This is a genomic window from Chryseobacterium taeanense (genome assembly GCF_900099685.1).
Classification (GTDB): domain Bacteria; phylum Bacteroidota; class Bacteroidia; order Flavobacteriales; family Weeksellaceae; genus Chryseobacterium; species Chryseobacterium taeanense.
This window is the reverse complement of the sequence record NZ_FNDW01000004.1, coordinates 107,524-131,168: the sequence shown is the minus strand read 5'-3', so window position 1 is coordinate 131,168 and position 23,645 is coordinate 107,524. Positions and strand designations below refer to the sequence as shown.

Below are 23,645 nucleotides of genomic sequence, written 5' to 3'. Positions count from 1 at the left end.
GTCAATACAAAAACCGTATTGACTTTTTTTTGTTTAAATATATGCATAGAATTGTGTTCATTTAAAAATTAACAATCCCGTAATTTTTTATTCATAAATTTATATTAATCTTACCAAACTAAAGTATTAACATGAAAAAATCATTATTTATTCTTGCATTAGCCTCTATTATGGCCAATGCACAGACTCCGTCAGGATATTATAATTCGGCAAACGGATTATCGGGATCAGCTCTAAAGACCGCATTGAGCACTATCATTAGCAACGGCCACCAGGATAAAGGTTACAATGGATTGTGGACAGGGTATAAAACGACCGACATTGACAAAAATTATGAAAATGACGGTTCGATCCTAGACATTTATTCTGAAAAACCCACAGGATCCGATCCGTATAAATACACTCCCGGAACAAATCAGTGCGGAACGTATTCTGTAGAAGGAAACTGCTACAACCGGGAACATATCGTACCTCAAAGTTTATTTAATCAGGCTTCACCGATGGTCTCTGATATCCATTTTATAAGAGCGACAGATGGAAAGGTAAATGGTATGCGCTCTAATTATCCTTTTGGAAAAGTTGGGACTGCAACATTTACTTCCAAAAACGGATCCAAGCTTGGAAATTCAGTTTCTTCGGGATATTCAGGAACGGTTTTCGAGCCGATTGATGAGTTCAAAGGCGATGTAGCCAGAATGATTTTTTATTTTGTAACACGCTATCAAAGTAAACTTTCTACTTTTTCTTCAGGAAATATGCTCGGCGGTTCAACATTTCCGGGATTACAGACCTGGGAGCTGAATGTTTTGCTGGCCTGGCATAATCAGGATCCGGTATCCCAGGCGGAAATCAACAGAAACAATGCTTCGTACACTTTCCAAGGAAACAGAAATCCTTTTATCGACAATCCTAATTATGTTAATTTAATCTGGGGATCAGGATCTTCAACCAGTGGTGGCGGAACAACAACTCCGCCAACTTCAACATCTTGTGCTAATGAGACGTTCGAAACAATTCCAACGTCAAGTTCTTCTTCATATCTTACAAGAACTTGGAGCAACGGCGGAATTTCATGGACAGCAACAGATGCAAGAACTGACCAGACTATTTCCACGAAAGCGATTACCGTAAGAGACGGTGCTTTAACGTCTGGAAGTTCTGCCAACGGAATAGGTTCACTGACAGTGACTACCCAGCTAAAATTCTCAGGATCAAACGGAACGTTCAATGTAAAGGTAAATGGAACGACGGTAGGAACGGTACCTTATAACACTAATGCTACAACAACAACGATCAGCAATATCAATGTTTCAGGAAATGTAGTGGTGGAGCTGGAAAATACTTCAACAAGCAACAGAGTAGCCATAGATAATTTGAGCTGGAGGTGTTATTCAGGAACTTCTAAACAAGTGCAAAATACTTTTCCAGAAATAAATCAGGATCAAAATCACTTACAGATTTCACAAAACCCGATTTCAAATAATGAAATTCTTGTAAAAGGTGAAACACAAAGCATCAAAAAAGCTGAGATTTACAATCTTCAGGGAAAATTGATGGAGACAATTAGTGAGCCTTTTAAAAACAGTAGAAATTCAATTAAAATTAAAAACCTTCCGCAAGATATTTACATTTTGAAGCTGGATTCAGCAAGTCTTAAATTTATTGTGAAATAGAAAATAACTCTTCATTATATCCAAGTAAAACTTATTTACTTTATTAAATGAATAAAAAAAGACCGCTCATTTGCGGTCTTAATTTTTATCCTCTTCCTCCCATTCTGGAAAGCTGATTAATCTGTTCCATATATCCTGCCCAACCAACAGTTGCCAGCATGAAAATGAAATAAACCACCTGAATACATCCTAAAACAAGACCGATAATACATAATATACGGCCGGTATTCAGGTTTCCAAAATCTGAGTATTGGGTGGGATTTGCATCGTAAATTAATTTGTCATTCTTATATTTACTAAGACCGATAAGCCCGCAAATAATACCGACAAGCCCCGAACAACAGCAGGTACCCACCACCGAAATGATTCCTAAAATAAGCACAGTCTGTGCATTTGGCAATTTTTGTTCCATAGTTTATAATATTTTAATGTTTTGTTTAATGACTAAAATGATGCTTGTAGAAATATGAAACTACCATAATTACAGCATTTACAGCTGCTAAAATTACAAGCAAGTTCCCATAATTCCTTTTTTTATCAACAAAATTTAAAGCGACCGTAGCAAAAAAAAGCAATAAGGTATACACCGCAGGAAACATATGAAAAGCCTCTGCAAATCTGCCTTCAAAAACCATAACTATTGCTCTTTGGGTACCACATCCAAAACATTCGACACCAAAGATTTTTTTTATGGGACAAGGCAGCATGAAATCTTCTGCTTTCATATTTTCGTTTTTTGTTGATCAAATATATAAAATTACGAAGATATTTTCGCTCTCAGATACTGATGAGGAAAAAAGCAATCTTCATTCATTTCAAATGATCCCTCTACGGCAATATAAGGATTTCTCAAAATTTCTCTTCCCATAAAAATAAGATCGGCATCACCCTTTTTAAGGATCTCTTCTGCATGATCTATTTTTTTAATCAATCCTACGGCTCCGGTTTTTACGTCTGCCTCATTTCTCACCTGTGAGGAAAGCGGAACCTGATATCCGTCAAACAGCGGAATTTTCACCCCATGGATATTTCCACCGCTGGAAACATCGACAAGATCAACAGCATGATTTTTCAAAACTTTTGATAATTCAACACTATCCTTGATGTCCCAGCCATTTTCTGCATATTCTGTTCCGGAAATCCTTACAAATAAAGCGACGTTATCATTCAGTTCCTGATTCAACGCATCTACAATTTCAATTAAAAAACGGATCCTGTTTTCAAAGCTTCCACCATATTCATCGGTTCTGATATTCGAAAGTGGTGATAGAAACTGATGAATAAGATAACCATGTGCTGCATGAATTTCAATAACATCAAAACCTGCTGCTACGGCTCTTCTTGCGGCATTTTTAAAATTCTGAACCTGTTCTTTTATTTCTTCAACCGTCAAAATATGAGGAATTCTTTCCGTCGGATGATAAGGAATCGGGCTTGGCGCAATCGTCTCCCAACCTTCTTCAATTGAAATCTGAGTTGTATTTTCCGTAGAACCCTTTCTGCCAGAGTGCGACAGCTGAATTCCTATTTTACTTTCTGAATTTTTATGAACAAAATCTACAATTTTCTTAAGACTTTCTGCCTGTTCGTCATTCCAGATTCCCATGCAATGATTGGTAATTCTTCCTCGAGGTTCAACACCGGTGGCTTCTACGATGATTAACCCTGTGCCGCCTTGAGCACGGCTTCCATAATGTACAAAATGAAAATCGTTCGGAAAACCGTTTTCACTGGAATACATACACATCGGCGACATTACCAAACGGTTTTTTAACTCAACATTTCTGAATTTAATCGGAGTATATAACATTTTATTTTTTATATTTAAAAAATTGAGAATTGCAAAGAGCAGACCCATATTGTCCACTTCATGAAAAAAAAGTAATTTTATGCCCCTTTTTTTAATCCACAATATATGAAAAAAGAAACTCACATCAGTTACGAATATTTTAAGAATAGCGCCGAACTGAACGATATAGAAAAAAAATTATTTGAAAAAGCCAAGGAAGCGCGCAAAAATGCATATGCCCCCTATTCTAATTTTCTGGTAGGCTGCTCGGTTCTGCTTGAAAACGGTGAAATCTATTCCGGGAATAATCAGGAGAATGCAGCGTATCCGTCGGGACTTTGTGCGGAAAGAACAGCTTTATTCTGGATTGCGGCTAATTTTCCTGATGTAAAAATCAAGAAGATTTTCGTGGTTGGCGGTCCCAGGGAATTTCATGAAAGAAATCCTCCGATACCACCTTGTGGCGCTTGCAGACAGAGCTTAATGGAATATGAGACCAAACAGAACGAGAATATTGACCTTTATTTTTCGAGCATGAATGAAGAAGTTGTAAAAGTGAATGCAATAAAAGATTTGCTACCTTTTTATTTTGATGCTACGTTTTTGTAGCGATTTTTAGGTCAATGGTGAATTTTGAAAATTGACAAGCGAAGCAAATTGACTTTTCACCATTGACTTTTAGAATTAGTATTTTTAACCACCCCGTCTTAATTTTCCCTGAAAATTAATCCACCCCTCCAGAGGAGTGGAATTCTTGTCGTAAAAAACTATAATTTCTGTAGTGACTTCGAGAACTTTAGCTCCCACAAAACCTTAGCCCTGATTGCAACGAAAATCCCGGAGTGGAGCGGCGCAGCCGCGTAATGAGGAATTGCAGTGGAAAGCAGGTTCCCGGCTCCTAATAAATTAAAATTATATTGATTTAAAATCATGGTGTGGCTTTAATTACGTTGTGTTTTTGGATTTCAACGTAATAAGTTTATATTTGCAAAAATTTTGGTTTCCAATCATTTGGAATGAAAAGGGAATCGGGTGAAAATCCCGGACTGTCCCCGCAACTGTAGATCGCGAACAAAAATTTTCTACGACAAACCACTGTGCAAACGGGAAGGTGTAGAAAAGCGAAAGTCAGGAGACCTGCCAGAATTGTAACTAAATACATTGCTTTCGGAGGAAAAGTAAAATAGAATGGATATAAAAAAATCTTTAGTACTGATTTTTTCGGCTTACGGTTGCTTGCTTTCTGCCCAGGAGAAAGCTATTGACACGGTGTATATTTTTGACAACCAGATGAGCAAAGTAAAGCTTTTTCATAAAGTGAATACCATCAGTCCGGAAGATGCACAGAAAAACTCAACCAACCTTTCGGAAACATTACGTTTCCAGTCTCAGATTTACATCAAAGAAAACGGACGTGGCGCGGTTTCGTCTCCTTCTTTTCGGGGAACAACCGCTCAACAGACTGCTTTTGTATGGAATGGGATCAACATCAATTCTCAGTTTTTGGGACAGGGAGATGTCAATAATATTCCATTTATGGGATTCGACCAGCTCGATGTAAAATCCGGAAGTGTAGGAGTTGTCTACGGAAGCGGAGCGATTGGGGGAACAGTTCATCTTAACAACAGCTTATCTTTTAATAAAGGCTTTCATGCATCCATATTTTCTGAGGTTGCGTCCTTTAGCACTTACAATAATTTTGCAAAAGCTTCATTTTCCAATGAAAAATTCAGCTTTAAATTTTCGGGAAATTATTCGGAGAGCGAAAATGATTATAAAGTAGAAGAATCGCGCAACTATATCAACAGAAACGGAGAATACTCGAATACGAACTTCAATATTTCGGCGGCTTACAAAATTGCGCCTCATCATCAGTTGTCATGGATCACTGAATTATTTAACGGAAATCAGCATTTTCCGGTATTCCTTGACGATTATACCAAAACAAAATACGAAACCCAGAATGTAAGAACCCTGCTCGTCTGGGATTGGAATACTTCTAAGCTGAGCAATCTATTCCGAGCCGCTTACACGGAAGAGAATTTCCAATATTTTGATAATATAGACCAACCTAAAAGCAGCGGTGGAACGGGAAAAAATTATATCCTCAAGAATGATTTTAATTATTTTCTGACTTCAAAATGGAATATTAACGTCATCGGAGAATTTCAGGTAAACAAAGCCGAAGGATATATGAGCGGCATTAAAGATGTCAGTAGAAATGTTGGTTCTTTAGCCGGATTGCTGAGGTATTTTGCGACAAACGATTTACGTTTTGAAGCCGGAATTAAAAAAGATTTTGTAGAAGATTACAGTTCGCCGGTTTTACTTTCATTTTCAGGAAACTGGAACGTAACGAACTGGTACAACCTTAATCTGAACGCTGCCAAAAATTTCAGATATCCGTCGTTCAATGATCTTTACTGGAGTCCCGGAGGGAATATGAATCTGAAACCAGAAACAGCTTACCAGTTTGATCTGAAAAATCAATTTAAAATTGCAGGTGCAAAAATTACTTTAACACCATATTATATCAGAATCACTGATATGATTACCTGGCTGCCAAGCAATATGGGATATTACTCTCCTGTAAATACCTACAAAGTACAATCGTACGGATTGGATTCTCAATTTGAATACGAAAAGAAATTCGGAAAGCATATTTTAAAAACAAACTTAGGATATTCTTATACGAAATCTATCAATCTTGAAACAAAAAAGAAACTGATGTATGTTCCGCTTCATAAGTTTTTCGGGAATATTGATTATCAGTATTCATGCATAAAGCTTTATGTTCAGGGAATGTATAATGGTCTTACTTATACCGATACAGAAGAAAAGCAAAGTGCTGCATTAAAACCTTATTTTGTGATGAATGCAGGAGTAGCAGGAACTTTTATGAAAAAATATACCATCGGAGGCAAAGTGAATAATATTTTTAACGAAATCTATCAGACAACTGCATTTTATCCGCTGCCTAAAAGAAACTACAGTATCTATTTGAATATTAATTTTTAAATAAAAAATAAATGAAAATCAGAAAAATTTTATCTCTTGCATTTGCTTCGGCATTGTTGTTCAACGTTGCATGTAGTGATGACGAATTTGTAATGGAAACTCCACAGGTAGATTATGCAAACGGTATCATCATTTCCAATGAAGGAGGATTCTCAACACCGACTTCTGACGTTTCGTACGTAAGCAATGATTTAGGGATTTTACAGAACGGAATCTACGCGGCAAATAATAACAACGAAATTTTAGGAAGTGTTTTGCAGACAGTTGGTTTCAAAGGAGATTATGCTTATTTGGTGATGAATTCGCCTAATAAAATTGAAATTGTAAACAAGCATACTTTCAGAAAACAAGCTACCGTTACATCAAATCTTGATAATCCGAGATATATCGCGTATTCAGGAAACCAGTATTTTGTTACAAATAACAATTTTTCAACCGTAAAAAAACTGAATGTTTATAATACTAATGACAACTCATTTGTAAAAAGCATTAATTTTGACAGATATGCCGAAAAAGTAGTTGAGGCAGGGGGAAATATCGTGGTACAGACAGATGGTATTTATTATGATTCAGCACCTCCTTACGCAGGACACCCAACAGGAAATACGATTACCATTGTAAGTCCATTAACAAATACTGTTTCTAAAACAGTAGATTTACCAAACACAGGCGCAATCATCAAAGATCTTGTTTCTTACAATGGTTCTGCTTATGTTCTTACCTCTAACGACACCAGTTCTTATATCTATAAAATCAATCCGGCAACCGGAGCGTATGATACAGTTACGCTAACATCTATCCCGCAGGTACAGAAGCTGAGAATAGACTCAGACAAATTCTATTTTGTGGACAACACTAAAGTATATTCTATGAATATCAGTTCTACAACAGCTCCTACAAGTGCACTTGTTACATTGACGGGAGTTACCAATCTGTATGGATTCAATGTAATCGACAGAAGATTATTTGTAGCGGATGCAAAAACATTCACTTCAGACAGCAAAGTATCTGTTTACAACGCCAACAACGGTTCGCTGCTATCAACGTTCAATACAGGAATTGCAACAAACGGATTTTACAAAAATTAATAATACGATTTATTGCAAAATTACAACATTTCTGTAAAAAAGAGGCTGTTCATAACTTTTGGACAGCTTCTTTCGTTTTTATCAGAAGTGCAATACAATGATTGGCAAATTATGTATAGCTTTAAGAAAGATTGAATCTTAATAATCATTAGAAATAAGCGGCTATTTTCATAGTTAAATAAAGATTTTGTTTACTTATGTTAACCAATATTTTTACTTTAATTAATTAAAAAAATAAAAGCACTCACATTTCTGTAAGTGCTTGATTTAAAAAGTGGCCCCACCTGGGCTCGAATATGACAATGTTTCAAATTGAGATTGAGTATTTTATATATTATTTCTTTAAAAGGTGTGCCTGAAAGTGTACCTTTTTACTATCATAATAGGGAAATGTCTGGATTATATTGTTAATTATAATTATCTGTCTGAATACACTATTTACAAAAGATAATCTTTCAATTAATTGTGTTTATACAAATTATACTATCATAATAGGGGAAGATATATATTTCAATATGTTTAATTATTTGTTTAGTTCATCTATTATATCACTCTGCCAAAATATTTTAGAGTTAGCTTCAAGGATTGTGACCTTTCCTTCTCCATAACCAGCCCCTGTATCTAAATTCCATATATTATAGTTATTCATAGGTTTTGTTTCATTCCAATTTAATGTTGGGGTATGTCCTATAAATATTTCCTTATGTGATTCAAATATTCTCAATTCTTCAGGAAGTTCATTAGTTTCATTACTTAACAAAGCTAATTCCCAAAGGCTTCTATCCCAATAGTATGTTTCAGAATTATCATTTCCTAAACCATTAGGAGATGTAAAACCTGCATGAACATACCCTCTGTTCTTAGTATCAATGTAGAAATCAAACATTTCATTAAAGAAATTTAAATGTGCTTCACTATCCAAATAGGCTGTTCTTATATAAGAATCAATAGTTGCCGTACCTCCATTCATTAACCACTCCATACTGATTTCTCCTGATTTAAGCCATTTGTGGCAGTAATTATCATGGTTTCCTTTAATGAATAAAGGTTTGTACAAGCATTTTTCTGCTAAGTCAATGTAGAATTGAACTAATTCAGCACTTTCAATACCTCTATCAACTACATCTCCTAAATTTATTAATAGGTCTTCATTTGGATTGAATTTGCATCTTTCTAAGACTTGTTTTACAGCTTTTAAGTTTCCATGATTGTCAGTTGTGATAAGTATTCTTCCCATTTGTATTTATATTTTTTAGATTTTTAAAATTGAACCAATTAAGTTGTTTGTGTAAGGAAAAGAGTTTGAAAAAGATATTAGTTTAATCTGATTGGTAGAGGGCAGATATAGACTCCAAAAATCTATTTTACCCATAAAAAATTTATTTATGATAATACCATATTTTAGATTTTCATTACTTAATGTTGAAAAATTCTTTGATAAATTAGCATTAAGTTTATTGTAGGCAGTTCTGTGTTTATTATCAAATTCATGAATGACTACTTCAAGCCTATCCCAATAAAATATTACTTTTGTTATGCTTGGCTTTAAGTTAAAAATCTTATTCACTTTAGATCCAACCCATAAATACTTATCACACATTGGTACCTCTTCACAAATTAATATTTCCAGATTCCATTCATATTTTTCATAATCCTCTCCTATTTCTAAAGATAGAAATAGATCTTTCATTTACATTTGAGATTAAAAAAACCACCTGCTTCGAGGTGGTTTCATTTTACAGCTTCAGATATAATTTTTTGTACATATTAATCTTAATTACATAGTAAATCAAAAGTCCTATCAACAAGCCTTGAAGTAGAGAAAAACCTGCAATTATCATCCTTACTTGTGGTGCTGACTCATAAGAATTTAAATTTGTGTTATATAGATAGTTTTCTCCAAAATATAATTCCATCAGTTCATTCTTTTCTGTAAACCCTCCTAAATAATAAAATAAACTCGCTGAAATCAAAAAAGAAAATAATACTATCCTGCTAAGAATAGAATTGCTTATTTGGGGCAGTTTTTGATTTTCAATTTTGGGAGGAAGCTTTGTAATACTTTCTCTCAGCTCTTGAACAGATTGAATATTTTTCCATCCACTAAATCCCTCAGTCCATACCAAATATTTGTTTGTTAAGTTCATAGCTTTTAGCTCTTCTATTGTGTATGGTCCTGTTTGTTGCCCCTCTAAGGAAATAAAGTATTTTTTCATGCTAAAAATTAGTTATCAGTTGAATATTTTAGATTGTAACCTTTGTTAATCAACATATTTCACTTTTGGCTTCGGAAATTTTTTGATATATTCTTGAGCCTTTTCTGGTTCAATAATATCAAATGAAGCTTTTCCTGTTGTTAGACCATAAGCTGGACTAAGCCTTATGTAATAAGTCTTTCCCTCTTTAGCATTTACAGTAAAGAAATCTTTATTTTCAGTCTGATCCTTTCTAATCTTGTTGCCCTCAAAAGCTCCTTCTAAATTGTATTTACCTGCATCTACATCCCAACACAGATAGTTTTTATAATCAAGCCTTCCTATCATATTTCCATTAGATGATAGGGTTATATAATAATGGCTTAATTTCCCTGTTGGTCTAATAACATAAATTCTTGCTTTATTAGGAAGAACCTCTGTATTTATATTCGGAAATTCAACATATTGAGATGTTTGAGAATATAGGTAAGTTGAGAAAAATAGAATGATTAGGAATAAAGTTTTTTTCATTGTTTTAAGTTTAGTTAGCAAATTAATTATAATTCATGTTTACACATTACGGGAATCCATAACGAGATAAAATTCAATGTTGCCATATATGGCATTACAATCTGTAAATATATTAAGTTCCTTTGACCTGACAAATATGGCAAGTTGGATAAATCTGAAATTCTTAAAAAAATTGGTAAAAGAATTAAAGAGGTGAGATTACAGAAAGGAATCTCACAAGCTGATTTAGTTGGCAAAATGGATGGAAATATTGATCCTACAAATATTTCAAGAATTGAAGCTGGTAGAACCAATCCTACAGTAATTACACTTTTCAGAATTGCAGAAGCAATGGATATGAAGCTTGCAGATTTAGTAAATCTTGAATCTACTGAAATTTAAAATTTGGCTATTTGTTAATTATATTAAGCTTTACTTCTTATTTATCCTGTTTGTTTCCACTTTAATCTAGTAGCTCAGAATAATATTATTCTTAGTAGAGTTTATTCAATCCATTAACTTAATGGCTAAAAAAGAGTTATGATTTGGCTATGATATATATGTAGTGATATTTTTATGTAGTATAAAAAATATCTAAAATCATCCAAATTTAAATTCCCTTACAGTGGTCTAAAGAAAATTAAATATATAATTATAACAATCCATCATCAGCAAAACTGAAATAATTTTCTTTTGAAATAATTAAATGATCCAGAAATGCTACATCCATCAAATCACAAGCTGATTTTAATTTCTGGGTTACATCAATATCAAATTTGCTAGGGACAAGATTTCCACTTGGATGATTATGAACTAAAATAATTCCACTAGCTAAGGTTTTCAGAACAATTGAAAGTATAATCTTCACATCAATGATGCTAGAAGACATACCTCCTTTGGATAAATCATAGACACCTAAAGCCTTATTTGCTCTGTTGAAAAGAATTATTTTAACTTCCTCATACATTTCCATTGTATCAAGATTCCAATGGTTTGTGATTAAACTGTATGTTTCTCTGCTATTACTTATTTTTTGTTCAGATATTATATTGGGAGAATAAGAAACAAGTAATTCTGCCACTTTTAAATTTTGATTCATGTGGTAAAAGGGTGTTTGTGAGTAAATAATTTTTGAATAAATGTCCATTTTATGTGATAATACTATATACTGGTACACAAAATGGACATTTTAGTAACATAAAAATCCGTCCAAAATTCTCAAACCCAATATATGGATTTAGGAAAAATGGACAGATTATTTTTATGCAAAAGCTTCTTCAAGTTGCTTTGCCAGTTTCTCTTCGGAACTTTCTACACCTTCAGGAAGGTAAATGTATTTATGTTCCAAAGAAATGGTTTCCCCAGATTCTTTGATTACATACTGATATGGTTCAGTTTTAATTTTTGAAACTTTGCCAGGCATCTGACTTCCTACCAAAGCTTTGCATGTTTCTTCATCAAATGTAGTTGATACAGTAGCTTTCTTAGCTGTAGCATAGTATTGACCTGTGGCTTTACTTAATACCATTTCAATACCACCTTGTACTTCTAAAAGATAAAACTCTGTTCCATCTTCTTTTTGTCTTTGTTTGTAGCCTAAAATTCTTACCATTGTTTTTGATTTTTGAGTTAAATATTAAATGGACAGCCTGATTTATTAAGACCTAAGAATAAGTGGAGGTGTTTGGTGGGGGTGACATAGAGAAAAAAGGTATTATGCTTTAAAATAAAAAAACATCTGATTGATTAAAAACTTAAGTCTTACAAGTCAACAATTTTAAAAATTCATGAAACTCATGACATAAAAACTAAAAATAGCATCCAAGTTTAAATGTGTTTAAAACAAATCTTTGAGAATAAAATTTATCTTAAATTGTTTTGAAATCAATATCTCCTCTTAGAAAAAAGATTTCTCTGGAATTGGGTGCGGGATATTGGGGAAAGAAAATGTACAGGGGGCTTGTTTTGACAGGACCTCTGCGAGAGAATAAACCCTCTAAAATTTTATTTTGTATAAATTTTTTCTGAGTATTAGGAATAAATGAGGGTGCTTGATGTGGGGAGATTCGTATTAGAATATGTTCTTAAAATATTTTAAAAAAATTAGTTCAACCATTTTGATAATGTATAGTAATTTTTTAAAAAATTGACAAACAAATATTTAACTATTCAGAGGAAAACATTAGATTTATATTTGAAAATATTTTTTATGTCAGTAAAAATAACCATAAAGGGCAGTCAGGAAACCTCTGAATATGCTGAAGCTAAAAAACTAAAAAAAACATTTGAAGAATATTTCAATCAAAATGATAATGGAGAAATAATAATTATTCCCTCTGCAACTCTTTATGGGCAAGAAATTAAAGACATAGATTTAATTGTAATTGGTAAACTAAAAAGTCATTTAATAAGAAATATACACACCAAGATTTATGATACAACATTAAGAGAACCTGTTATTATTAAAGAAAGTAAAAATATTTTTGTTAACAACTTTTGTTATGTTTTTGAGATCAAAAGTCATAGAGCAGAAAGTATAACAAGAGAAGGACTTACGTTATTTGTTAAATATGATAATAAAAAAAAGGATGTAACTTCTCAAAGTGAAAAACAAAAATATTCTCTAAAAAGTTATTTAGAGGAAAATACTGGAAAAAGTCCTTTTATTTCAAATTTCATATGGTTTAAAAATGTTAGTTCAGAATCATTAGATTATTTGACAGAAAATAACCTAAATAATTACTTATCTTCTAATTTTAAAATAATTGACTTATTTAAAAAAGCTTTTTTACAAAACTTTCCAAGATGTGCAAAAGATGAGAATGGAATGTATAGACATTTTGCATCTTATGATAGTTATTTTTTAAAAAATGATGATATAGACTTAGAAAATCAAGCGAAAGTTTTTGACATTTTTTTGGAAAACAAGAAAGGGATGGGTTCTTTAACCAGAGATAAGATAGAGAGACTTAATAGGAAGTTATTCAAAAATCAAAATTATGCAGAAGACTTAGGTAAAAAATTAATAATCTTCTCTGGAAAGGCAGGCACAGGTAAGACTACTAAATTACTTAATGCTGCATTTGACTTAGCACTAAATCATCAAAAAAGATGTCTTATTTTAACTTATAACCATGCATTAGTAAGTGATATCAGAAGAATAATAGCTCTGCAAGGGATACCTGATGGAATTGATTCACATACTGTTAAAATATCTACTTTACATAAGTTTTTCAAAGATGTATTAGAAGGGTTCAATATTGGGACAAAGCCAAATGAGGTAGGAGATGTTGAATTGGACAATTATTTAGATGATGAAATTTATTATAAACTTTTAAATGAATTAGTTGACTTTATAGATGAAGGTCTTATTGATGAAGAGGAAATAACAAATTTGATGAAGAGTAATTATGATACAATTGACTTTGAGTATTTACTTGTTGATGAATGTCAAGATTGGGATGAAAGAGAAAAGGTTGTTTTGTACAAACTATTTGGACAGCATAACATAATTTTAGCAGAAGGTTCAGACCAGCTAATTAGAACAAAACTAAACTGTAATTGGACTTATGGTATGAGACCTAGAAGAGACTTTAATAAAACATATGAGAATAAGAGCTTAAGACAGAAAAAAAGCATTGTATGGTTTATTAATAAGTATGCGGAAAAGGTTGGACTAAATTGGCTTTTAGAACCTAAAGAAGAAATGAATGGAGGTAGAATAATTATAAAAATAGGAGATTACACAAATGAGCTACATAATGAACTCTTAACTGATTTATACAAAAATAATAATGTTCCTTATGATATGCTCTTTTTTACACCACCAAATAATGTGACAAAGCATAAGAATGACAAAGGATATACCTATTCTCATTTTAATAAATTAGAAGAATTTAATATGCTTGGAGCTAAATTATGGGATGGTACATCATATCAATTTAGAAGTAAATCTCAATATCCAATTGATACAAATCAGCACAGAATATTTCAATATGATTCTTGTAGAGGTTTAGAAGGATGGTCAGTCATCTGTTTAGATTTTGATGAATTTATTCGTTACAAATTGGAGACATATAAAGAAGAAAAAAATGAAAATGAACTGGCTTTAGAAACATTTGAACAAAAAAGAGACAGATTTATATATTTATGGTCATTGATACCTCTAACTAGACCAATTGACACACTTGTTATCACATTAAAAAATAAAAATTCTTTTATTTATGATGTTATGAAAAACATATATAAAGAAAATGAAGAAATAATATCTTGGTTGGAGTAGTATTTACTTTAAATACGGAAACCCGTAATGTTATTATTAAAAAAATTCATAATTTGAGTTTTTAATTTTAAAATATAAACAATGTACTAATGGAACAATAGAAAAAGTACAATATAAGTTATTAGTAAAAAAGAATTCAGATATTATTATTAAAACTTAGAAAATACAAAGACAAGTGTTTTTATTTTTTATGCAAAACAATAAATATTTAATTATATGATTTTAGCAAGATATATAGCATTGAATAGTGACTTATTTTACACCTGCTTATTACTTGTATTATTATAAATTGTATATTTGGTATTACCATGAAATTTCAAAATGACAGACTCTGCAGTAGGTTCTATATCAGGCTATTTATTTCAATTTGAAAGAGCACTTTTTCTTCTTTGTAATTTAGAGGAAAAAACACAATCCATTTCAATAGAAAAAATAGATGATATTGCTGCTCATTCTGAAGAAGGTTCTATACTACTTTTAGAACAGGATAAACATTCAATATTAGAAAGTGGGTCAACTTTCAAAGATACAGAATATGCCTTATGGAGGACAATTCAACTATGGATTCAGAAACTTCAAACAGGGGTAATAACTTCTAATACAAAATTATATTGCTCAACTAATAAAGAAATTTCTGATACTTCATTATTAAAGTTTATTGTAAAGAATAATTTTGAAGATGTAAAAAAGATAATTCAAGATTTAAGAAACTCTCAACAAAAAAAATTGGATGGGTACAAAACAAAGAGTGGTAAGAAGGGTAACACTATATCTCAAATACTGAATTTAATAGATTTTGCTCTAGCAAATGAAAAAGAGTTGGAAATAATTTGTAAGAATGTTGAAACCAAGGAAAGTACTAATATAAAAAAATCAATAATTACTAAATTACATATTGATTCTTATACTGAGCAACAGCAAGATAAAATATATGAAGAGTTGTTTGGCTGGTTGACAACTACCTGTTTTTATAATTGGAAAAGTAGTCAACACGCAGAATTTACAAAACTTCAATTTAGTGAAAGATTAAAACTTTGTTTAGGATCATCTTCCATTGTCAATGCAATTTTTAGAGCAAAAAAGGATATCAATATATTACCTATAGATATTGAATCCAAAAAAGATGAGATTTTTGTACAGCAAATTAATTTGTTGAATATAAATAGTAAATCAAAAGAACATTTTATTACAAATTCTATAGAAGACTTTATTAGATATGAAATTGAGCATACTCACATTATAAGTACAGGAAACCTAACCAGAGAGGATTTTATTGATTTTTTACAAAATTGTAAAATTGAATGGGAAAATCATTTGTATTCAACTATAAGCAAAGAGATACATGAGTATAGTGATGATGAACTAGGTCAATTAGGATTCCAAATATATACTTACATAATTAAGGATTTAAAGATGAAATTTAAGTTTGATATAGGTTTCAATATTGAAAATATGTATGTAAAAAATGGTAGTTTTTTAAAATTGTCAAATATCCCTGAAATTGGATGGCATCCAAATTGGGAAAAATTATTAGAAGATGATAAAAAATCTTAAACAAGAATTTAACCTTTACGATATTATCCAAAATGTTGGAATAGGAGCTTTGGCATGCTATAGTTTTGTACAAGGTTATTGTGTTTTAGCTGTAAATAAAAAGAATAAGAATAATTTCCCCAAACTTGAATATTTATTCTATGTTTTACCAATAGTATACCATCAAGATACTATGAGAACATTTAAGTCATCAACAGAATTATATACTGTTCTAATAAAAAATAAATCTATTCTTTTAGGGTTACAAGAAAGAGCAAATAAAATGTCTCCTCAAACATTTGATGCCTTAAACCTTGCATTCAATAGAGAATTATTATCAATTAATGAGAATAATGAAATCACTATTAAACCTGAAGACCTAAGAAATAAAATTTCTATACCCTCATTTTCTGGTAGAGAAAATACAATCAAAAATATACAAGATACAGCAAGGAGGCTGGGTAATATGTTTGCAAAAACTGATGATAAAAACATACAATTAGAATTAAATATAAGATTTTAATGAATTTTCAAATACTTAATATCATTCTATACCCTAAAAATAAAGATCTAAAACCTAGATTTTTAACTTTTAAAGAGGGAAAAATTAATATTATAACAGGCACCAGTCAAAAAGGAAAATCAGCAATAATAAATATAATTGATTATTGCTTGGGTAGTGGTGAATGCAACATACCTATTGGACTTATTAGAGACACTACAGAAGTTTTTGCAATCTACGTAAAAATCAATAATGAGTTTTTTTTCTTTGGAAGAGAAAATTTTGATGACCATAAATCTAAAATGTACTTCTACAAAGAAGAATCGAATAGTGATAAAAAAATTGAGCTTAGAAGTAATAAATGGTTAAGAAATAAAGAAGATTACTCAATTAATACTTCTTACTTTAAATCTTTTATGAATGATATTGCTGGGTTTAAAAATATTGAAACTGGAGACAATCAAAGTTCTTTTGACCATGCTGCAAGCTTTAGAGATACAGCAGCATTTCAGTTTCAGACCCAAAATATTATTGCAAATCCAACAACAATGTTCTATAAAACTGATTCTTGGGAACATTTGCAAAAGTTGAAAACAATTTTCCCATTAATATTAGGATATAAGTCATATGAAATAATTGATTTAGAAAGAGAAATAAATGAGTTGGAAAGAGTAAAGAATAGAAAAGTAATAACTTTCGAACATATCAAAGCTCAGTATGAAAATTGGCAAGCAAATGTTTACAAATACTACACACAGGCTATTTCTTTAGGTTTAACAATTTCTGATATTAATATTCAAAACTCCACTGTAGATGAGATTAAAAATGAGTTAGTCAGCATTGTTAAGAGAGTAAATTCTGGGGAATTATATAAAAATGGTAGTATAAATAGATTTTCTGAAAAAGTAACTGAGCTTAATAATGATAGAAATTCAAAAGTAAGGGTACTGGAAGATTTAAAATTTAAATATAACAAAATAATCCAACTAGACAACTCAAGAGCCTCTTATGTAGATGATGTAGCAAGAGAGAAGGAACAAAGATTACAACCAATAGAATGGTTTTTACAAAGGAAAGGAAATGATGCTTGCCCATTTTGTGGTGAGAATTCAAAAAAGGCTGTTAATGAATTAATTTATTTAAATGAAGAAAAGCAAAAGAATTTAGAAGTTCTTAAAAAAGCAAAATCAAATGAACTTAGTTTTGAGAAGGAAAAGGCTGTTTTAAAACTAGAAATTAACCAAAATGAAATTGCTATTTCAGATATTGATGAGAACTTACACCTACTATTATCTAAGGAAAAAGAAGAAAATGATTCACTTCAAAAAATCTATGAATTTTCGGGAAAGATAGAACACGTTATTGATAATCTAAATAAAATATCACCTTCAAGCGAACTTTTTTTAGAAATTAAAAAATTAGAAGAACATATTGCAACAGAAAAATTAAAGTTAGATGGTCTGTATAAGAAATTTAATAAAAAAGCATCTCTTAAAAAATTAAGTAATATTATTTCAGAATACTCAAAACTCTTACCTATTGAAGACAAGTATAACAGAATAGTACATTTTGATCCTACAGAAAGTTTAAATATTAAGATTGAAGATATAAAAACTAAAAATAAATATTTTCTTTCAAGGATTGGCAGTGGTGCCAATTATATGGGATATCATTTAGCAACATTATTTGGTTTGCATGAATATCTTAATCAGCTTAAAGGAGTGGGTAAAGTTAACTATGTCCCTACTTTTTTAGTTCTTGATCAACCCAGTCAAGTATATTATCCTAAAGAATTTACTGAAGAATCAAAAGATATTGAAGACACAAAAAAAATATTCGAAACTACATATGAATTTATGAAAAGAACAAATAATAAAATACAAGTAATTATTTTAGAACATGTGCCTACATCAATGTGGGAAAATATAAGTACTGATTCGTTTCATCTTGTAGAAAGATGGGATCAAGATGCATTAATTCCTGGAAATTGGTATTAAAATGATAAATTGGATAAGAGAGAAATTTAAACATTCCTTAGATTCTAAATTGCTATTTGAGGAAGCAATTAAATGCTATAAAATTGAAGCTTTCAGAGCTTCTTTACTGTTTTCCTATTTAGGCTTTCTGAATTATATTAAAGAAATGATAATTGCAGGTAAAAAACCTGCACATATTGATAATAGTAGATGGGATAAGATAATTCGCACATTAAATGATGAAAATTTTTGGGAGGATAGAGTTTTTACAGAGTTAACGAACTCAAGTAATACTGCAATTTTTAAATTTAATGATTCTATTAAAGAACAAATTAAATATTGGAAAGGTAGGAGAAATGATTGTGCTCATTTCAAAGATAATGAGATTAATTTTCATCATACAGAAATGTTTTGGTCATTTTTGAAATCTAATTTATCTAAGATAAGCTTAGAAGGTAGTAAACAAAATTTACTTAATAAATTTTGTGATTTTTTTGATAGAACTAAAACTTCAATAAATGCAAGTCCAGATATTTTAATTAATGAGATTGAAAATGCTGTCGAGTATTCAGATCTGAAAGATTTTTTTACTTCCCTAAACAATATTCAAATTATTGGTTCTGGATATTATGTTCCAGATGAAGATAAACAAAATGTCTTTTTTAGAATTTTATCTGAAATAAAGAATAAGAGAATTATTAACGAACTAGTTTTTTTTATTAAAAATCAAGCTCAAAATTATGATTTAAAGTTTGTTATTGAATTTCCTATATCAATAAATTATCTTAATTATAATCAAGTTGATATAAGAAATATTTGGAAAGTACGTGTTTGGATGTTAGGTCATGCAAAATATAACATACTTTTAGCTCTTATTAGAAATAATAAAATACCCGCTCAAGAAACTGAAGAATTTTATAAGGATATATTTAAAAATTTTAATCAAACTGGCTACCAAAACCTTAACTTAGATGATAACTCAAAAAAAGTAATGTTTGATAATAATACTTTTAATAATGTTGCGTATGAAATAATGTTCGTAGAAGGAAATATTTATACTAAAGATTATAATTATATAAATTCTAAAGAAGAGTTAATAACTTTATTATTTTTATATAAAGATATAAATGAGGTTATGGTTGAGGGTTTAAAAAAAATGGTAGAAAATGGAATTAGACCTTATTGGTTACAGGACTCTTTAACAAAATTATTCAATGAAAATGAAAACAAAAAAAATAAAATATTACAAATTGCAGCAACATTAAATTGTGAGCAGTCATTTTATGATTATTTTCAATTAAACTAAGATTTTGGACAAGACTTTTTACAATTAACTTTTCTTTTTAATTGATTTTCAGTATTTTATAAAAAAATAAGAACAGATTAAAATAAGTAATTATTATAAATAGCGAGGTGTGACAGTTGAACAGTATTTAAAAAAGAATGGACCTACTCTTTCTTCAGTATTAATAAAAGAGCTTTCAGATGATGGTCTTTCACAAGAAGCTATTAGAAAAAGGATTTCAAGATTAAAATCTCCAGTAAATAAAATAATAGGTTTCTTTAAAGATAATCAAGCCTTTTATTTTTTAGATGAACAATTTCAAACTCAAATATATTTTGAAAATTTAAGGGCATGTTTAAAAACTGATGCTAAAAAGTATTTTTCAGTTATAAGAGCAATAGAATATCACTATGGTTATATTAAAAAGGATCATCTGTCATCATTTACTTTTAGTCCAACACAAAACCTTACATCCCATAGAAATATCAGTGATGTTATTACTCAATTAAAGAGTTTAGAAGTCATAATCGATGATGGAGATTATTACATGCTAAATGATTTAATTACTTCAAAAAAAGCTAATTTTCAATTATATAAAGGCGTTGAGCTTGCAAAAGAAACTATTCTTTCACAATTTTATAATTATTCTAAAAGTATTGGTTTGGTTTCTTATAATAGTGGCAAATTTCACAGCGAGTTTGCAAAATTTCAGTTTGGATTCGTTGCACCAAGCTACGTTTGTGGTATTACTAGCTTCTCAAAGAATATCTTACATCCGGCATTTGTACTTACAGATGTTCTTATTGGTAATAAAGTTACCATTGAAGATGTTAACACATATTTGGCAAAAATTGATGTTATCAAAAATACGAGTAAAAATAATTTTTTACCTTATTTAATTTTAGATAATGTTAATCAGGATGCCTTTAAACTTTTAAAAAGTAATGGAATTATTGTTGGTTTCGTAAATAAGTTATTTGGATCAGAATATGAAGAACTCTTAAGATCTTTAATAAATACTGTAGCAAATGCAGGAGCAATTCTAAAGCAAAACCCTCAGGCTTATATTGATTTAATAATTAATTTAAATAAATTAGTGGATGGTAAAACTAATAACTTAAAAGGGGATTTATTTGAACTTGCTGTAGGGTATTATTATAGTAATATATCTCAAAATATTGACATTGGTAGAAAAATAAATTATACAGGATTTCAAAGAGAAATTGATGTATACGCAAGTTCACAAGGAAGTTTAACAATTTGCGAATGTAAAGCATACAAAAGAAGTGTAGACTTAGACCAAACTAATAAGTGGCTAACCCAAAAAGTTCCGGTTATATATGACTGGATTAGGAGCTTTGAAAATGATAAAGACATCATATTTGAATTTTGGTCAACTTCTGGCTTTACTACAGAAGCTCAAGATTTACTTCAAGATAGAAAAGAAAAGTCAAGAAAATATAAAATAGATTTTTTAAGTGAAAATGAAATTATAGCAAGAGCGCAGAAATCTAAAGCACAAAAGATTGTTGAAATAATGAGAGAATATTTTATAAAGGACTAAATATAAATCCACCTTACCAAAAGCAAGGTGGAAAATTCAACTCAAAAACCAATGATAATCAGAACTACCATTGAGTGCTTTCTGAATACCCTTTGAAAATTCAAAAGCATTCAGATTTCTATCAAGAAAGGTATCTATATAACTACTTTTATTAGCTTGTGTAAAGAGGTTGTAAACATCCCAAAGATTAATATTTCCATCCTGACTTCTACAGAAATTCTTGTCCTCATAATAATCCTTAGCCATCATATTAATATGACTGTCATTAAAGTTTAGTAGAGGAATATTCTGTTTCTCAGACTTAGGCAAGTGCTGATAAAGCCTTGCTCTTCCAATGAGCTGAGCAAACTGATGTTCTGAAAGAAAATCCTGTGTCAATTCTTTCATTTCCATAAGATGTAGCTCTGCATTATAATTTTGCATTACTTCTAAAGCCTTTGAATGCAAATCATTTGCACTCCCTACTCTCATATCTTCAACAAAGCCATCACTACTCACACAAAGATTCATACAGACTTGATTTTGAAAACCTATGAACAGTTTGAACTTTTCCAAAGACTTTTTATTGTAAAGATTTTCCAAATTATAACTGCGTACTCCTCCAATAGTAAGACAAAGCTTATTTCCATTCACAATATCTGTAATAGTTGGGACTTTTATAATGAATGCCATCCTTTCATAATAAATGGTTTTTTCATGCTCCAAAAGCTCTTTTACAGGCTTATGAATAGCTGAAGGTATTCTGCCTTTGATTTGATGAGATACTCTTATTTCTGGTTTTGTAATGTTATGATTTGGGAATATTTTCTGAACAGCACTTAATACAACTTCAATGAATTCTTGATGTGCAATAGTTTTCTCATTATCCTTACTGAATACAGGAATAATACAATCATTCTGTAGATGATGCAATGTAGCTTCAGATGTATTGGCTACAATAAAAGGCTTGTGCTTAATGTCTTCTCCTTTTCCTAGATTAGCAGAGGTATCATCAAAATTATGTTCTTTAGAAATAGGCATTAAAAAAGCCTGAACTTGATTTGGTGGTTCAGGCTTAATTACCTCATTCATTTTATTTGGGTAAAATACTTCAACCTCATCAATATTATCATTAAAGAAATTATCACTAACTATTTTATTCTTATTTACATTCTGAAGAACCAGATGTATATTAGAAATATAACCCTGGTCTTTCCCTATTATGGTAGTAGAATTATTGAAATTTTGAGTGTCCATTTGTACTGAAATTATTTGGATTATTTAAATTGATTAGTAAAGATTTCTTAGCCTCAAAATCAGGCTTTAAGCTTTCCTGAAATTGTGGAAACTGTCTGTATAATGCTAAAAGCTCTGTAACAGATTTACAGCTTTGAATAGCTTCATATACTTCTTTCTCTGTTACATGGGAAAGATTTAGACTTGGATTATTCTCATAAGGAGAAATACCCTCAAATGCTTCTTTAGGGTCTATTTTAGGCATATTATTTCTTCCGCCTGAGCTTTGTGTAAAATTTTCAGAAGAATTGTTTTTCGAGCCTGAATTACACCATTCCAAAATTAACTTTCCAGTTTCAGAAGTAATAACAAATTCAGGTTTATTCATAAATAGCCCTGTTCTGTCCTTTGAGGCTTTAGCAAGATGGTTCTCATTAATAAGCTCAAAATTTATAGTTAACTCATATTCAAAGCCATCTCTGGTGATTTCTTTAGTTCCATGTTTCACAACTTTAGTCTTACCATTAGAACCAATATCTAAAGAATAATCCATTTTCCTTCTGGTAGTAGTAATGACATGACAACTTGATTGTAGGATTTTGTTAATGAAAGCTTGATGTCTTGGGGTGACTTGACTCCAGTCTTGAAATCTCCCACCTAATTTTTCGTGAATTTCCAAACATCCTCCTGTTCCATTCCATTCATGACTAGCTGAATCTATAATGATTACTTCAATTCCTGATTTCTCACATAGTTCAATTGCTTGAATATACCTTTCGGGACTATATGGAGTTTGCAGATCCAGAACATTGTAGTTTCCTAAATCAGAATAAAGAGAAGCTGAAGAGTTTTCAGTATCTATTACAGCTACTTTACTCCAGTCTTGTGTCATTCCATAGGCTAATAATAAAGCTGATTTGGTCTTTCCAAATCCTGATGCTCCAGACAAGCCAAGTCTTAACTTGACTTGTTGTCTTTGTGATTGTTTTAATTGCATAATTAATTTTGAGATTAA

The 23,645-nt window shown here is 30.7% G+C and carries 22 protein-coding genes and 1 riboswitch; of the genes, 11 read left to right on the top strand and 11 right to left on the bottom strand.

Translation table 11 applies throughout. The features are described from left to right. The first annotated feature begins 131 nt into the window (after positions 1-131). Positions 132-1,673, top strand: a complete 1,542-nt coding sequence (locus BLR30_RS07730) for an endonuclease (RefSeq protein WP_089856781.1) — start codon at positions 132-134, stop codon at positions 1,671-1,673. Between the two features lie 85 nt (positions 1,674-1,758). Here BLR30_RS07730 and BLR30_RS07725 read toward each other — a convergent pair whose 3' ends face one another. From BLR30_RS07725 to namA, 3 genes are read right to left on the bottom strand one after another with little or no spacing between them, the layout of a single operon-like run. Then, complete coding sequence (locus BLR30_RS07725; protein WP_089856780.1) at positions 1,759-2,085, bottom strand: CCC motif membrane protein; 327 nt, start codon at positions 2,083-2,085, stop codon at positions 1,759-1,761. 25 nt (positions 2,086-2,110) lie between these two features. Then, the gene (locus BLR30_RS07720) at positions 2,111-2,398 is read right to left on the bottom strand and encodes a DUF2752 domain-containing protein (protein ID WP_089856777.1); all 288 of its coding nucleotides are present in this window, start codon (positions 2,396-2,398) and stop codon (positions 2,111-2,113) included. 32 nt (positions 2,399-2,430) lie between these two features. Beyond that, positions 2,431-3,483, bottom strand: coding sequence for an NADPH dehydrogenase NamA (namA, locus tag BLR30_RS07715; protein ID WP_089857173.1), 1,053 nt, complete (start codon positions 3,481-3,483; stop codon positions 2,431-2,433). 105 nt (positions 3,484-3,588) lie between these two features. Between namA and cdd the strand changes: the two genes are divergently transcribed. From cdd to BLR30_RS07700, 3 genes are all read left to right on the top strand, one after another. Continuing rightward, positions 3,589-4,071, top strand: a complete 483-nt coding sequence (gene cdd, locus BLR30_RS07710) for a cytidine deaminase (protein ID WP_089856775.1) — start codon at positions 3,589-3,591, stop codon at positions 4,069-4,071. Positions 4,072-4,442: 371 nt separating this feature from the next. Further along, positions 4,443-4,621: riboswitch (cobalamin riboswitch) on the top strand. 29 nt (positions 4,622-4,650) lie between these two features. After that, entirely contained in the window at positions 4,651-6,480 is a 1,830-nt protein-coding gene (locus BLR30_RS07705; RefSeq protein WP_089856772.1) for a TonB-dependent receptor plug domain-containing protein, read from the top strand. Positions 6,481-6,491: 11 nt separating this feature from the next. Further along, positions 6,492-7,568, top strand: coding sequence for a hypothetical protein (locus tag BLR30_RS07700; RefSeq protein WP_089856769.1), 1,077 nt, complete (start codon positions 6,492-6,494; stop codon positions 7,566-7,568). Positions 7,569-8,091: 523 nt separating this feature from the next. Here BLR30_RS07700 and BLR30_RS07695 read toward each other — a convergent pair. From BLR30_RS07695 to BLR30_RS07680, 4 genes are read right to left on the bottom strand one after another with little or no spacing between them, the layout of a single operon-like run. Next, a complete protein-coding gene (locus tag BLR30_RS07695; RefSeq protein ID WP_089856767.1) occupies positions 8,092-8,805 on the bottom strand; it encodes a metallophosphoesterase in 714 nt (237 codons plus the stop codon). A 15-nt stretch (positions 8,806-8,820) separates the two neighbouring features. After that, positions 8,821-9,258 (bottom strand): hypothetical protein, encoded by a 438-nt coding sequence (locus BLR30_RS07690; protein WP_089856765.1) that lies wholly within the window; start codon positions 9,256-9,258, stop codon positions 8,821-8,823. Between the two features lie 46 nt (positions 9,259-9,304). Next, positions 9,305-9,784, bottom strand: a complete 480-nt coding sequence (locus BLR30_RS07685; protein ID WP_089856763.1) for a DUF4339 domain-containing protein — start codon at positions 9,782-9,784, stop codon at positions 9,305-9,307. Between the two features lie 45 nt (positions 9,785-9,829). Next, the gene (locus BLR30_RS07680) at positions 9,830-10,294 is read right to left on the bottom strand and encodes a hypothetical protein (protein ID WP_089856761.1); all 465 of its coding nucleotides are present in this window, start codon (positions 10,292-10,294) and stop codon (positions 9,830-9,832) included. A 144-nt stretch (positions 10,295-10,438) separates the two neighbouring features. On the opposite strand from BLR30_RS07680, the gene BLR30_RS07675 reads away from it, so the two are divergent. Further along, positions 10,439-10,675: a helix-turn-helix domain-containing protein gene (locus BLR30_RS07675; protein WP_089856759.1), complete on the top strand. Its 237-nt coding sequence runs from the start codon at positions 10,439-10,441 to the stop codon at positions 10,673-10,675. 250 nt (positions 10,676-10,925) lie between these two features. On the opposite strand, the gene BLR30_RS07670 is transcribed toward BLR30_RS07675, so the two are convergent. Beyond that, positions 10,926-11,354 (bottom strand): JAB domain-containing protein, encoded by a 429-nt coding sequence (locus tag BLR30_RS07670; protein ID WP_228400739.1) that lies wholly within the window; start codon positions 11,352-11,354, stop codon positions 10,926-10,928. A gap of 180 nt (positions 11,355-11,534) precedes the next feature. Continuing rightward, a complete protein-coding gene (locus BLR30_RS07665; RefSeq protein ID WP_089856756.1) occupies positions 11,535-11,885 on the bottom strand; it encodes a hypothetical protein in 351 nt (116 codons plus the stop codon). A gap of 597 nt (positions 11,886-12,482) precedes the next feature. Here BLR30_RS07665 and BLR30_RS07660 point away from each other — a divergent pair. From BLR30_RS07660 to BLR30_RS07635, 6 genes are all read left to right on the top strand, one after another. After that, the gene (locus BLR30_RS07660; protein ID WP_089856754.1) at positions 12,483-14,555 is read left to right on the top strand and encodes an AAA family ATPase; all 2,073 of its coding nucleotides are present in this window, start codon (positions 12,483-12,485) and stop codon (positions 14,553-14,555) included. A gap of 321 nt (positions 14,556-14,876) precedes the next feature. Next, on the top strand, positions 14,877-16,109 hold the full coding sequence (locus BLR30_RS07655) for an ABC-three component system protein (RefSeq protein WP_089856752.1): 1,233 nt from the start codon (positions 14,877-14,879) through the stop codon (positions 16,107-16,109). After that, on the top strand, positions 16,093-16,611 hold the full coding sequence (locus BLR30_RS07650; protein WP_089856750.1) for a three component ABC system middle component: 519 nt from the start codon (positions 16,093-16,095) through the stop codon (positions 16,609-16,611). Before BLR30_RS07655 ends, BLR30_RS07650 begins: the two co-directional genes overlap by 17 nt. Next, positions 16,611-18,587, top strand: a complete 1,977-nt coding sequence (locus tag BLR30_RS07645) for a DUF3732 domain-containing protein (RefSeq protein WP_089856748.1) — start codon at positions 16,611-16,613, stop codon at positions 18,585-18,587. Before BLR30_RS07650 ends, BLR30_RS07645 begins: the two co-directional genes overlap by 1 nt. Position 18,588: 1 nt before the next feature. Further along, the gene (locus BLR30_RS07640; RefSeq protein ID WP_089856745.1) at positions 18,589-19,872 is read left to right on the top strand and encodes a hypothetical protein; all 1,284 of its coding nucleotides are present in this window, start codon (positions 18,589-18,591) and stop codon (positions 19,870-19,872) included. A gap of 109 nt (positions 19,873-19,981) precedes the next feature. Next, positions 19,982-21,415, top strand: a complete 1,434-nt coding sequence (locus tag BLR30_RS07635; RefSeq protein ID WP_089856743.1) for a hypothetical protein — start codon at positions 19,982-19,984, stop codon at positions 21,413-21,415. A gap of 36 nt (positions 21,416-21,451) precedes the next feature. Here BLR30_RS07635 and BLR30_RS07630 read toward each other — a convergent pair whose 3' ends face one another. Together BLR30_RS07630 and BLR30_RS07625 are read right to left on the bottom strand one after the other, a co-directional pair. Beyond that, positions 21,452-22,651: a DUF3871 family protein gene (locus BLR30_RS07630; protein WP_089856740.1), complete on the bottom strand. Its 1,200-nt coding sequence runs from the start codon at positions 22,649-22,651 to the stop codon at positions 21,452-21,454. Then, positions 22,629-23,627 carry an AAA family ATPase gene (locus BLR30_RS07625; RefSeq protein ID WP_228400738.1) on the bottom strand — a complete coding sequence of 333 codons (999 nt, stop codon included), beginning with the start codon at positions 23,625-23,627 and terminating at the stop codon, positions 22,629-22,631. Before BLR30_RS07625 ends, BLR30_RS07630 begins: the two co-directional genes overlap by 23 nt. Positions 23,628-23,645: the final 18 nt, after the last annotated feature.